Annotated in this window: 10 protein-coding genes; 5 read left to right on the plus strand and 5 right to left on the minus strand. The window is 71.0% G+C overall.

All coding sequences use genetic code 11. The features are described 5' to 3' along the window. Positions 1-3: 3 nt before the first annotated feature. Positions 4-711, minus strand: coding sequence for a TVP38/TMEM64 family protein (locus tag IEY12_RS15275; protein WP_188884516.1), 708 nt, complete (start codon positions 709-711; stop codon positions 4-6). 356 nt (positions 712-1,067) lie between these two features. Here IEY12_RS15275 and IEY12_RS15280 point away from each other — a divergent pair, with 356 nt between their 5' ends. Beyond that, positions 1,068-2,285 (plus strand): glycosyltransferase family 2 protein, encoded by a 1,218-nt coding sequence (locus tag IEY12_RS15280; protein WP_188884538.1) that lies wholly within the window; start codon positions 1,068-1,070, stop codon positions 2,283-2,285. A gap of 96 nt (positions 2,286-2,381) precedes the next feature. Here the strand turns inward: IEY12_RS15280 and IEY12_RS15285 are convergent, their stop codons facing one another. Further along, entirely contained in the window at positions 2,382-4,667 is a 2,286-nt protein-coding gene (locus tag IEY12_RS15285; protein ID WP_188884517.1) for a hybrid sensor histidine kinase/response regulator, read from the minus strand. A gap of 561 nt (positions 4,668-5,228) precedes the next feature. Here IEY12_RS15285 and IEY12_RS15290 point away from each other — a divergent pair. Genes IEY12_RS15290 through IEY12_RS15300 form a run of 3 tightly spaced genes read left to right on the plus strand, consistent with a single transcriptional unit; the run spans position 5,229 to position 7,529 of the window. Beyond that, positions 5,229-5,504 (plus strand): DUF8044 family membrane protein, encoded by a 276-nt coding sequence (locus IEY12_RS15290; protein ID WP_188884518.1) that lies wholly within the window; start codon positions 5,229-5,231, stop codon positions 5,502-5,504. A gap of 2 nt (positions 5,505-5,506) precedes the next feature. After that, a complete protein-coding gene (locus tag IEY12_RS15295; RefSeq protein WP_188884519.1) occupies positions 5,507-6,565 on the plus strand; it encodes a DUF4350 domain-containing protein in 1,059 nt (352 codons plus the stop codon). Further along, entirely contained in the window at positions 6,558-7,529 is a 972-nt protein-coding gene (locus IEY12_RS15300) for an AAA family ATPase (RefSeq protein ID WP_188884520.1), read from the plus strand. The genes IEY12_RS15295 and IEY12_RS15300 overlap by 8 nt, the downstream gene beginning before the upstream one ends. A 3-nt stretch (positions 7,530-7,532) precedes the next feature. Here IEY12_RS15300 and IEY12_RS15305 read toward each other — a convergent pair whose 3' ends face one another. From IEY12_RS15305 to IEY12_RS15315, 3 genes are read right to left on the minus strand one after another with little or no spacing between them, the layout of a single operon-like run. Continuing rightward, a complete protein-coding gene (locus IEY12_RS15305; protein ID WP_188884521.1) occupies positions 7,533-8,411 on the minus strand; it encodes a DUF7982 domain-containing protein in 879 nt (292 codons plus the stop codon). Beyond that, complete coding sequence (locus tag IEY12_RS15310; RefSeq protein ID WP_188884522.1) at positions 8,404-8,883, minus strand: DUF8163 family membrane protein; 480 nt, start codon at positions 8,881-8,883, stop codon at positions 8,404-8,406. Before IEY12_RS15310 ends, IEY12_RS15305 begins: the two co-directional genes overlap by 8 nt. Further along, complete coding sequence (locus IEY12_RS15315) at positions 8,880-10,304, minus strand: DUF58 domain-containing protein (protein ID WP_188884523.1); 1,425 nt, start codon at positions 10,302-10,304, stop codon at positions 8,880-8,882. Before IEY12_RS15315 ends, IEY12_RS15310 begins: the two co-directional genes overlap by 4 nt. A gap of 146 nt (positions 10,305-10,450) precedes the next feature. On the opposite strand from IEY12_RS15315, the gene IEY12_RS15320 reads away from it, so the two are divergent. Continuing rightward, positions 10,451-12,520, plus strand: coding sequence for a DUF4129 domain-containing protein (locus IEY12_RS15320; RefSeq protein WP_188884524.1), 2,070 nt, complete (start codon positions 10,451-10,453; stop codon positions 12,518-12,520). Position 12,521 lies beyond the last annotated feature (1 nt).

Consider the following 12,521-nt stretch of genomic DNA (forward strand, 5'->3'; position numbering starts at 1 on the left):
GCGCTAGCTGCGTCCGGAGAGCCGGCGTTCCGCGCGCTCGACGATGTCGCGGACGGCCTCCTGCTTGTAGTAGCCGATGACGGAGAACGCGACGATGGCGCCGATGAGGACGGCGGCGGAGAGCAGTTGGCCGTTCGCCAGTTCGTCGCCGGCGTAGACCGTGATGACGTACGCTGGGAGGCGGCCGACGGCGATGACGGCGATGAACGCCCGGAGCGGCCACCTCGTGAGGCCGCTCAGGAAGCAGATCGCGTCGTCAGGGAGTCCGGGGATGATGACGAACGCGAGGAGGCCGGGGAGGCCGACGCGCTCGACGAAGCCGTCGAAGCGCCTGAGGACGTCCTCGTGGAGGATGCCCTCGACGAACGAGCGCCCGAAGCGCTTCGAGAGCGTGAACGCGACGATGCTCCCGATGAGGACGCCGGTGAGGCTGTAGACGGTGCCGGCGAGGGGGCCGAAGAGGTAGCCGGAGGTGAGCGCGAGGACCTGACCGGGGATGGGCGCGACGACGACCTGGAGGGCTTGCACGAGGACGAAGACGAGGGGGGCGAACGCGCCGAACTGCCGGATCCACGCGCGGAGCGCCTGCGGGTCGGAGAGGAACGCGCCGTAGTTGCGTACGACGACGTAGAGAGTGACGAACGCGGCGGCGACGAGACAGAGCGCGAGCAGGCCGCGACGTCGGTCACTCCGGGAGGCGAAGATCTCCATCTCGTAGTGGTGCGTCGGTGAGTGTCACATATGAGTCTTCTACATTCTTCTCGGTGAGTCGCGCGGGAATTTTCACCGGTCGTCGCGCCCACCTCGGTTTCCTCGGCGGGTTCGCGCCGGTCGGGTCGCGGAGCCGTGTCCCTGTAAAACAATAGTGAAGCAACATTTTTGGTACTGAAGTGTTTTGTGGCCACTAATGTCACGCTATCCGAGAGGGGCCCGGAGCGCACGGTTGAAATGTATCTCGTGTAATGCGCCCGCGACCGAGACCGTCGACCAATCCTACGTCTGCGTCGGTTGTGGCCGCACGATCATCGACGGCGTGGGCGACGACGTGGTCGGTGGCCGTGACTGACATGTCGGCCGAGTACACCGACGCGACCGCGTCCGACGTCGACACGGGCGAGGTGGACGCCGGCGACGCACTCCTCCTCGGGGCGGAGAGCGAGCAGGACCCGACGGTGAGCGTGATCATGCCGACGATGAACGAGGAGGAGGGCATCGCCGACTGCATCGAGATGGTCAAGCGCGCGCTCGCCGATTCCGGCATCACCGCCGAGATCATCCTCAGCGACGACTCCACTGACCGCACGCCCGACATCGCCCGCGAGATGGGCGCACGCGTCGTCAACCCGGACGACGAGGGCTACGGCTACGCCTACCGCTACGCCTTCGAACACGCCCGCGGCGACTACCTCGTCATCGGCGACGCCGACTGCACGTACGACTTCGAGCAGTTCCCCGCGCTCCTCCAGCCGGTCGTCGCCGGCGAGGCCGACATGGTCATGGGGAGCCGCCTCGAGGGCGAGATTCGCGACGGCGCGATGCCCTCTCTCCACCAGTACGTCGGCAACCCCCTCCTCACGAAGTTCCTCAACGTCTTCTACGGCGCCGGCGTCAGCGACGCCCACTCCGGCTTTCGGGTCTTCCACCGCGACGTCCTCGACACCCTCGACCTCTCCACCGACGGGATGGAGTTCGCCTCCGAGATGATCATGGACGCCGGCGCGCGCGACCTCACCATCGAGGAGATTCCCATCACCTACCACGAACGCAAGGGCGAGGCGAAACTCGAGAGCTTTCGGGATGGGTGGCGCCACGTCCGCTTCATGCTCCTCAACGCCCCCGGCTACCTCTTCAGCATCCCCGGCACGCTCCTCGGCGTCCTCGGCGTCGCCGTCATGGCGCTCGCCGCGACCGGTCTCGACATCGACGGGGTCTCCTTCGGCCCCCACTCCATGATCGCGGGGTCGCTCCTCACCCTCGTCGGGTATCAGACCGCGAGCATGGGCGTCTTCGCCACCATCGCCGCCGACCCCATCCGCCGCCCGAACGACGCCGTCACCGCCGCCATCGTCGAACACGCCTCCCTCGAACGCGCCGCCACCGTCGGCACCGCCATCGGCGTCGCCGGCGGTGCCTACGCGCTCTGGCTCGTCTACGAGTGGGCGACGAGCGGCTTCAGCACCCTCCCGCTCGTCAGCGCCGACATCGTCGCGTTCACCGCCATCGTTCTCGGCGTTCAGACGGTCTTCGGGGCGTTCTTCATGAGCGCCATCGCCAGCGAGAACTAGCCGCACACCGCCGCTCCAGCCCCTCTTTCGCGAGCGGGACTCGGGTTTTCCTCCGCGCCAATTCGTCCTCGCCAGCGGGAGCGTCGTCCCGTCGTCTCAGCTCGTTCGGACGTCCGTGAACTCGAAGCGCGCGCCGCCGCGCTCGCTCTCGGCGACGCGCACCGTCCAGCCGTGCGCGTCCGCGCAGCGCTCGGTAATCGCGAGCCCGAAGCCGGTGCCGGACTCGCTCGTCGAGTAGCCGGCGTCGAAGACCCGCTCCCGTGCCTCCGCAGGGATGCCGGGGCCGTCGTCCGCGACGACGAACCCGTCCGGGCGCGCCGCCACGGTGACCGTCACGGCCCCCTCGTCGTCGGCGCCGGTCTCGCCCTCGCGTCGGGAGTCAGTCGAGGTGTGTTCGACGGCGTGCGCCGGCGTGGGCGACGGCGGGCCGGCCGAACCGTGCTCGACCGCGTTCCGGAAGAGGTTCTCGAGGAGCTGCTGGAGGAGGCTCCGGTCGGCGTACACCGTCGTCGTGCTCGCGACTTCGAGCGTCGCGGCCCCGGTCGGGACGTGTCGCCACGCGTCCTCCGCGACGCTCGCGAGGTCGAGCGCGGTCTCCTCGCGGACGTGGTCGCCGGTTCGTGCGAGCGTCAGGAGGTCGTCAATGAGGTCGTTCATGCGCTCGTGCGCCCGTCCGACCTCCGCGAGCGCGTCGCTATCACTCGTCTCACGCGCGAGGTCGAGGTAGCCGCTCGCGACGTTCAGCGGGTTGCGGAGGTCGTGTGACACGACGCTCGCGAACTCCTCGAGGCGCTCGTTCTGCCGCATCAACTCGCGCTCGTCGCGCTTTTGCTCCGTGACGTCCTGCACCGCGCCACGGAGGGTGACGACGTCGCCGCCCTCGAGCACGGGCACGCCCTGCACGCGCAGCCAGCGCACGTCCTCGGTCGGCGTCAGGAAGCGCACCTCGATATCGAAGGACTCCCCGTCTTCGAGGCCGGCCTCGACGGCGTTCGCGACGGTGGCGCGGTCTTCCTCGTGGTAGACGTCGAGCGCCCCTTCGAGCGGCGGCTCCTCGTCGCCCTCGATCCCGAGGATGTCGAAGAGGTTCTCCGACCAGAAGACGTCCATCGTTTCCGCGTCTATCTCCCAGCCGCCGACGTCCGCGATTCGCTCCGTCTTCTCGAGGAGGTCGCGCACCCGCACGAGCTCGCGCTCGCGGTCCGTTCGCTCCGTGATGTCGCGGTCGGAGACGATGATCGCCGTCACGGTGCCGTCGTCGTCGCGCACCGGCCGGAAGGTGCCGCTGACGGTCCGCATCCGGTCGGTGCCCGTGATGTCGGCTTCGAACTCGACGTATTCGCCGGCCGCCGCGCGCGCCACCCACTCGTCGACGTCCGCCCGGAGCGCGTCATCGTCACCCCACCACGGCGTTTCCGCGAACGGTTCGCCGAGCACGTCGTCGAGGTCGCCCTCGATGTACTCCATCGCGGTCTGATTGACGTCCCGAACGACGCCGTCCGGCTCGAGGACGCCGACGAGGATGTTCGGGTCCTCGAACATCGCCCGGTACTGGCGCTCGGCGCTCGCGAGCTCGCGCTCGCGTTCCGTCCGTTCGGTGACGTCGCGCGTGAATCCGCCGAGGTGCGTGACCGTGCCCGACTCGTCCGTGATCGGCTCGCCCTTGATCCAGATGTCGCGCGTCGTCCCGTCGGGCGTGACGACGCCGACCTCGATGTCCATCGACACGCCCTCCCCGAGGGCCTCAATCGCGGCTTCGAGGCGCTCGCGGTCGCCCGGCGCCACGGGCTCGAGGAACGCCCGCGGGTTCGCTTCGAGACGCTCGCGGGGCTGGCCGAAGACGTCCTCGTAGGCGTCGTTGATGAACACGACCTCCTCCCATTCGGCGCTGACCAACCAGAGGACGTCCGTCGTCCGGTCGGCGAGCTCTGAGAAGAGCCGCTGGGCGTCGTTCATCGTCGTCTCCGCGCGCTCGTGCTCGACGAGCGTCACGATGCGATTCGCCAGCACGCCGTAGTGGTCGATGCTGCCCTCCTTCTGGAGGTAGTCGCTCGCGCCCGCCGTGATGGCGTCGCTCGCGACTTCCTCGGAACCCTTCCCCGTGTAGAGGACGAACGGCACCCGGGGGTGCGTCGCGCGCAGCACCCGGAGGAACTCGATGCCGTCCCGTCCCGGCATGTCGTAGTCGGAGACGACGCAGTCGAACGTCTCGTCCGCGAGTGCGTCCAGTCCCGCGTCCGCGCTCTGGACGGTCTCGACGCTGAGGCGGCCGTTCACGCGTTCGAGCGACGTCGCGACGAGCTCACCGAGCGCGGCGTCGTCGTCCACGTGTAGGACGCGGATCTCGTCGCTCGCCTCCCCGCCCGACACGAGGTCGTTCATCGCGCCGCCCCCGGATTGCGAGCGCTGGCGCCGTCGCCTCCTGCGATGTGCTCGACCGGTTCCGCGTGTGTGTGGCGCATGCCTCGGTGTCTCCCGTCGGTCCCAGCGCATTCACTCAGCCGCGAATGGCGGCGCCCGACTGTCTCGTACTGTACGGAGTCGATTGCGGCGTAAATACCTACCTCTGAACACGACTACCGTGTGCCGTGGCGGCCACGACCAGTCGCCCCAGCCACGCCGCGCTCCCCGCGACCGCCGAGCGGATCACCTGGCACCTCGACGACCCGGGCGACTGAGTGCCCCCCACCGACTGCGAACCGGTGCGGAATGTGATACTAACACAGCTATATGTGTTTGTGCCTTGAACACTACTCACAGGGATCAGGAGTCCGATGCCAACGTGCCAGAACTGTGGTGAATTCCTCTCTTCGGAGTTCCTCGAGCGGGTCGCGCGCGACGCCGACTCCGGGGACCCGCTCTGCCCGTACTGCACGCAGCCGTTCCTCTGACCGGCTGACCGATGCGACACCTACAAAACCCGGACTGTCGAATATCCGGCCGATGACCACGCGGCGTCGCGAGCGCTTCATCGTCGGCCACCTCGCGTGGCTCCTCGTCTCCCTCGTCGCGCTCAGCGCGCTCGACGCCCTCACGTACGAACTCTACTTCGTCGTCGGCCTCATCGGCTTCCTCGTCGTCGTCGAACTCACCGCCCCGATCGCGGTCACGCCCGCGTGGCGCCGCCGCCTCCGCTGGCTCATCGCCGTCGGCCTCCTCGTCTTCGGCTACGTCGTCGTGAAACGCATCCTCGCCATCCTCCCGCCGGGGGTGCTCTGAGCGTGGACGTGCCGTGGCGCACCGGCGCGCTCGTCGCGCTCCTCTGTGCCGTCCTCCTCACCGGCGGCTACGCCGCCGCCACGTCGACTGCGGATTTCGGCGCGTACAACCGTGGCTGGGACGGCACCAGCGACCTCCGACAGGTCGCGGCCGACGCCGGCGCGACCCCGACGGTCGTCCGCGACACCGACGAGTACGCGGGCGTCCCGGCGAACGACACCGTCGCCGTCGTGCTCTCGCCCGATCAGCCCTACACGGACGCCGAGCAGCGCACCCTCCGCCAGTTCGTCGCCGACGGCGGGACGCTCGTCGTCGCCGGCGACCGCGACGGCGAGGCAAACGCGCTCCTCGCCGCGCTCGGCGCCCGCACTCGACTCGACGGGCGCGCCCTCCGCGACCCCCGACACTACGAGCGCGGCCCCGCACTCCCTCGTCTCACGAACGTCACCGGGAGCCCGTGGACGACCGGCGTCGACACGCTCGTCTTCAACTACGGCACCGTGCTCACCCCGGCGGGCGGCCGCGTGCTCGCGACGTCCTCCCCGAACGCCTATCTCGACGCGAACGCGAACGGGACGCTCGACGCGAGCGACCCCGTCGGCCGCCACCCGGTCGTCGCCACCGAGTCCGTTCAGGCGGGACGCGTCGTCGTCGTCGCCGACGCCAGTCTGTTCCTCAACGCGATGCTCGAGCGCGGGGACAACCGCCGCTTCGCCACCGCGCTCTTCGACGATCACCGGCACGCCCTCCTCGATTACTCGCACACGGCCGCCCTCCCGCTCGCGGTTTCGGCGCTCTACGCGCTCCGCGACTCGGCGCTCGGCCAACTCGCCGTCGCGCTCGCCGCGCTCGCCGCCGTCGCCGCGTGGCCGTACCGCCGCCGCGTCCTCGACGCCCTCGCACGGTCGGCGCCGACGGAGACCGACACGCCCCCCCGCCTTGACGCCGAGGCCATCGACGCCTACCTCGCCCGCGAGCACCCCGACTGGGACGCGGAGCGCCGCGCGCGCGTCGTGCAAGGGGTTATTACGCGCCGTCGCGAATCCCCGCGCGATGACTGACTCGGCGGCCGCGTTCTACGAAGCGCTCCGCGACGAGATCGAAACCGTCCTCATCGGGAAGACGGACCTCGTCGAACATCTCACGCTCTCGCTGCTCAGCGACGGCCACGTCCTCATGGAGGGCGTGCCCGGCGTCGCGAAGACGACGGTCGCGAACCTCTTCGCTCGCGCGACCGGCCTCGACGTGAACCGCGTCCAGATGACGCCGGACCTGATGCCGGCCGACATCACCGGGACGCACGTCTACAACCAGACGACCGGGGAGTTCACCCTCCAGAAAGGGCCGGTCTTCGGGAACGTCGTCGTCGCCGACGAGATCAACCGCACGACGCCGAAGACCCAGAGCGCGCTCCTGGAGGCGATGCAGGAACGCACCGTCACCGTGCAGGGGGAGACGCTCGCGCTCCCGGAGCCGTTCTTCGTCGTCGCGACGCAGAACCCCATCGAGATGGAGGGGACGTTCGAACTCCCGGTCGCACAGCGCGACCGCTTCCAGCTCAAACTCGACGTCGGCCTCCCGACACGCGAAGAGGAACGCCGCCTCCTCGCGCGCTTCGACTCGAACCCCGACCTCGGTCCGCAGGACGTCACGCAGGTCGTCACCCACGACGACCTCGCCGCCGCGCGCGCCGACGCCTCGAACGTCTATATCGACGAGCGCGTCGTCGACTACGTCCTCGACATCGTCGCGGCGACCCGGGACTCCGCCGACGTCGACCACGGCGTCTCCCCGCGTGGCGCGCTCGCCCTCCAGCGAACGAGCAAGGCGCGCGCGGCGGTCGACGGCCGCGACTACGTCGTCCCGGACGACGTCAAGGCGCTCGCCGTCCCCGCGCTCAACCACCGCCTCGTGCTGAGCACGGACGCCGAAATCAGCGACGTCTCCTCGGTCGCGGTCATCGAGGACGTCCTCGACTCGGTCACTCCACCCGGTGCCGAGGACGTCCGCCCGAACGCCGCCTGAGCGTCACTCGCGTCGACCGCCCGTTGCCTCGTCCGCCTCGAACGCCGGCCAGTCGAGGACGACGCGCTCGTCGGCGCGCTCACCGCCGTCCGTGACGCGGAGTGCGACCGCTTCCCCGCAGTCGCGCGCGACGCCGACCGCGAGGAAGCTCGCGACCGGGTGGTCGAACGTCTCCCCGGGGCCGAACTCGACGCCGGAGAGCGCGACGGCGAGGCGGCCGTCGCCGACCTGCTCGACGTCGCCGCTCTCGACGAGCTCGAACTGGTTCGCGAGGGCGTCGACGAGCGACTCGCCGAGGCGCTCCGGGTCGCCGTCCGCCGACGTGGTGCGCGCGCGCTCGTACTCCTCGAAGAGGCGGTCGCCGCTCGCGTGCAGGGAGACGCCGCGTTCGCGGTCGTCGTCCGTCGCGACGAAGACGGTGGCGAGCGCGTCGTCGTCGGGGCGACGCGCGGTCGCGTGCTGTGGCACGAACAGTCGCGCGCCCGCGTCCGGGTGCTCGACCGGGACGTAGTAGCGGTGGTCGGTGAGCCCGAGTTCGCGCGCGATGTCGGCTTCGTTCTCCGCGAGCGCGCTGAACGCGCGCTCGCCGACCGTGACCGGGACGACGTGCTCGGGCGTCAAGTAGTACGTGAGCACGCCCGCGAACACGCCGGTGCCCGCGAGCGCGAACAGCACCGTTCGCGCGTCCGCGAACGCGACTCCGAGCAGTCCGGCGAGGACGCCTAGCGCGCCGAACGCGGCGGCGCTCCGCCGATAGGAGACGCGTTTCGAGCGGGCGTACTCCTCGCGGAGGCGCCGGTTCTCCTCCTCGACCAGCTGGAGGCGCGTTTCGAGGACCGCATCGTCGTCGGCCGACTCGGCGTCGATGTCTGCATCACTCATGTGTTGAATCGGGGACGAGATCGAGCATGACTAGTTCGTAGCGGTGCACGCCGTAGCCGAGGAGCGCGACGGTCCCGAGGACGAGCGCCGCGAGCGTCCACGTCGGCAGGGACGCGCTGAGACCCGCGCCGAGGACGGCGAGGGCGGCGCCGCTCGCGACCGCGAACGTGGCGAGCGTGCGGACGGAGCGCGTCGCGCGCAGGAGGTGTGCGCCGAGGCCGACGCTCACGCCCCCGACGACGAGGACGAGCGTCGCGAGCGAGACGGGGCCGAGCGCGCCGAGCGCGACGGCTGCGAGGACGGTTGCGACGCGCCCGTCACGGAGGAGCCAGCAGACGCCGACGGCGAGCGCGGCGACGACGCCCGGCCCCCCGTGTCCGGTGGCGAAGCCGATGGCGACGAGGAGGAACCCGATCGCGGGGCCGGTCGCGCGCTCGGCGCGTCCGAGCAGGCGCGTGCTCGTCGCACTCATGCCGGTCGCCTCCGCTCGCGTCGCGCCGTCAGTAACGCTTCGAGCCGCTCGCCGGGCGTGACCTCGTACGCCTCGACGCGCGCGGTCTTCGCGAGCGACTCGCGGAAGGCGACGAACTCACTGTACGCCGCGTACGCCGACTCGAGGTCCGCGAGCGCGTCCGGTTCGTAGAGCGCGCGCGGCGCGATGAAGACGAGGACGTGGTCGTCGCCGTGCTGGAGGAGGTTGACCGTCCGCTGCAGCTCCGCTCGATGTGCGTCGTCCGTGAACACGACGTGCCAGTGCTGGCCGCCGTGGCGTGTCGTGAACGTCTTCGCCGCCCGATAGAGCGGGTCGTCGGCGGTGGCGTGCTGGTGGCGGGTCGCGGTCGTGACGTAGGGGCGGAGGGTCGAGGCGTACGTGCTGTCGTCGCCACGGAGCGCCCGCGTGAGCGCGCCCGCGCCACCTCGCTCGGTCTTCGGCCACGCGACGCCGTCCCCGGTCGTCGGGGTGAGCGCGTGGAGTTTCCGCTCGATGATCGGGTACTGCGTGTGCGCGGTCGCGCTCGCCACGCGGTCGGTGACGCCGTCGTCCCCGACCGCGTAGTAGGAGAGGGGGTCCTCGGCCGCCGCTGCGCTCTCCACGACGGCGAGCGCGGCCTCCCGGAGGTAGTCGAAGGCGGTCACGCCGCTGCGGCCGACGCCGGTCGTCGCGCGGTGGTCGACGAAGACGGCGGTCTGTCGCTCTGTCGTCGCCTCCGCCTCGCGGAGAAACGGCTCGTTCAGTCGCGCGGTCGTCAGCCAGTCGATTCGGGTCGCCGGGTCGCCGGGCTGGTACTCGCGGATGTCCGCCGGGTCGACCCCGGCACCCCAGCGCTCGGCCGTGTGACTCCCGTACGGCGTCGTCATCCGGACGTCGCCCGCGCCGACCTGCACGTCGCGTGGGAGGCGTGGCTCGACGGTCAACGCGACGGCCTCACCGATGGGGAGGGTTTCGCTGAACAGGCCGAACGCGCCCCGAACGGTCACCGTCGGGCGCGAGACCGTGTGCCGGCCCGCGACGGGGACGGTGAGCGAGAAGACGGTTCGTGCCGCGTGCTCGGCGTCCGCGAGCGAGAGCGACGCCGCGTCCGCCTCGACGTCGGCGGCCGCCGGTGGCGTGACCGCGATTTCGAGGGGGACGTCCGTCTCCTCGCGTGTCGCCGTGAGGACGACCGGCACCGATTCGTCGGTCATGAGCGTCTCTTGTGCGGGGACGATGCTGACCGAGAGGTCGCTCGTGAGCGTGCGGAGCGTCCGGACGAACGCGAGTTGCGCGGCGAGCACCCAGCCGCCGAGCAGGCAGAGGCCGAGCAGGACGAGTGGGCGGGCGAACACCACCGCGAACCCCGCCAGAAGCGCGAGCAGGAGGAGGGCTTCGCGGCCGGTTCTGGTCACCCGCATCACCGTATCGACGTATCGCGGGCCAATTGAACCTACTGATACATTCGCGTACGCGAGCCGGTCCGTCCGTGAGACACGCCCCCATCCCGGACGTCGGCTCTCGGCTGTAGAAAGGGGTTTGTACGTCCGTGGGATACGTCACGGACGTGACTTGGGTCACGCGACGGCGCGCCCGGCTCGTCTTCGCCGTGGCCGCGGCGTTCGCTCTCTGCGTCTCCGGCGTGCACGCGGGCCCAGCGGCCGAAAGCGCGGCCGCCACGCCGACCGCACAGGTGAGCGGACCCGACAACGACACCGCGAACAACTCCTCGGTGCCACACCACCGCGACCCCGCGACGTACGAGGAACCGGGTGAGATCCGGGGGCTCGAGTCGTGGCTCGATTCGCACCTCGGCGCGCGACTCGCCGCGAGCACGCGCAACGTGAGTCAGGGCCAGTACGAGGCGGCGCGCGCGGTCGTCGGCGACGCGTACAGCGACCGCCTCGACCAGTACGTCGACGTCGCCGGCGCGACCGACTACGAGAGCGACGACCGGGCCGCCGACGAGTTCGCGCGCGCACAGGACGCCCAGCGCGAGTACGTCTCGAGCACGAGTCGCTACGAGCGCGTCCACGAGCAGTATCAGCGCGCCCGCGACGCGGGCGACGAATCGCGCGCGCGGCGCCTCGCCCGCGAGCTCCAGCGTCTCGCCACCAACGTCACCGAGCACCGCACCGCGGTCGTCGAGTCGTACCGCGCGGTCGGCAACGGGACGGCGGTCGACCTCACGGCGGCGATGCAGCGCACGAACCGGAGCACGGAGGCGGTGCTGTCGACGCAGTCGAGCGTGCGCGGCGAGACGTTCACGCACACGCGCGTGACGCTCACCCTCGACGACGCGACGCTCACGCCGACGCGACAGAGTCGCGCCACGGGCGTCCTCCGCACCGCCGACGGCGCCCCGATTCCGAACGGCACGGTCGTCCTCCGGGTCGGCGCGGACACGCTCACGACCACGACCGACGCGGACGGCCGATACGCGCTCACGTATCGCCCGGTCGACCTCTCGACGGCGACCGAATCCGCCCGCGTCCGCTATCGGCCCGCAAGCGCGTCGCCGTACCTCGGTGCGAACGCCACCACTCCCGTCGACGTCGCGTCCGCTCCGGCGACCGTCACGCTCACGTCGACGCCGCGAGCGGCCGCGTACGGTGAGTCACTCCGCGTTACGGGCGACGTCGACGTCGCCGGTGCGCAGTTCGCCGGTGTCCCCGTTCGCGTCACGCTCGGTGGCGATGTCGTCGCGCGCACCACGACGAACGCGAGCGGCGGCTTCACCGCCACGCCCCGTCTCGGCGCGCGACCCGCTGCCGGCACGGCGCCACTCACCGTCGAGGCCGGTCGCACGGACACCGCCATCGAACCGGGGCGCGCGGCGACGACGCTCACCGTCCGCGAGACGGCGACGTCGCTTTCGCTCACCGCGAACGCGTCCCCGTCGACGCTCGACGTCGCGACGCGACTACGCACTCCTGACGGCGGCGTCGCCGGCCAGCCGGTCGTGGTGCGCGCGAACGGGACGCGCCTCGCGACGCTCACAACCGACGGCGACGGCACCGCGAACGCCACGCTCACGCTCCCGTCGCGTCTCCAACCGACGACCGGGGCGCGCACGCTGACGATAACGGCCGCGTACGCGGCGTCCGGAACGAACCTCGAGGCGGCGTCCGCTCGCACGGCCGTCACCGTCTCGCCACCGCCCGCGTCGTCGAGCGGCGTCACGCTGACGCAGGCGTGGATCCTGCTCGGCGCCGTCCTCGTCGCGAGCCTCCTGTTCGCGCTCGCGTACGCGCTCTGGCGTCGCGACCTCGAAGCCGACGACGACGTGCCCGAGCCGACGCCGGACCCGGAGCCCGACCCGGCGACGCCCGCGCTCGCCGACCGCCTGCTCGCCACGGCGCGCGCCTCGCTCGACGACGCCGAGGCCGCGACGACGGTCGAGACGGCGTACGCCGCCGTCCGTCGCGCGTTCGACGAGGACGACGCCCGCCTCCGCCAGCGCACGCACTGGGAGTTCTACACGACGCTCAGCGACACGCTCGGGGAGGACGAACGCGCCGCGCTCGAAACGCTGACGTCGACCTACGAGCACGCGACCTTCGCCGGGCGTCCGGTCTCGCGCGCGGACGCCGAGGCCGCGCTCGCCGCCGCCGAACGCCTCGTCGAGGACGCGTAAT

Origin of the sequence: Halarchaeum grantii, from assembly GCF_014647455.2 — an archaeon.
Lineage (GTDB): Archaea > Halobacteriota > Halobacteria > Halobacteriales > Halobacteriaceae > Halarchaeum > Halarchaeum grantii.

Excerpts from the sequence above, each read along its gene's own strand:
- IEY12_RS15280 (WP_188884538.1), top strand. The coding sequence starts at position 1,068 with ATGTCGGCCGAGTACACCGACGCGACCGCGTCCGACGTCGACACGGGC.
- IEY12_RS15285 (WP_188884517.1), bottom strand. The coding sequence starts at position 4,667 with ATGAACGACCTCGTGTCGGGCGGGGAGGCGAGCGACGAGATCCGCGTC.
- IEY12_RS15310 (WP_188884522.1), bottom strand. The coding sequence starts at position 8,883 with ATGAGTGCGACGAGCACGCGCCTGCTCGGACGCGCCGAGCGCGCGACC.
- IEY12_RS15290 (WP_188884518.1), top strand. The coding sequence starts at position 5,229 with ATGACCACGCGGCGTCGCGAGCGCTTCATCGTCGGCCACCTCGCGTGG.
- IEY12_RS15300 (WP_188884520.1), top strand. The coding sequence starts at position 6,558 with ATGACTGACTCGGCGGCCGCGTTCTACGAAGCGCTCCGCGACGAGATC.
- IEY12_RS15275 (WP_188884516.1), bottom strand. The coding sequence starts at position 711 with ATGGAGATCTTCGCCTCCCGGAGTGACCGACGTCGCGGCCTGCTCGCG.
- IEY12_RS15315 (WP_188884523.1), bottom strand. The coding sequence starts at position 10,304 with ATGCGGGTGACCAGAACCGGCCGCGAAGCCCTCCTCCTGCTCGCGCTT.
- IEY12_RS15305 (WP_188884521.1), bottom strand. The coding sequence starts at position 8,411 with ATGAGTGATGCAGACATCGACGCCGAGTCGGCCGACGACGATGCGGTC.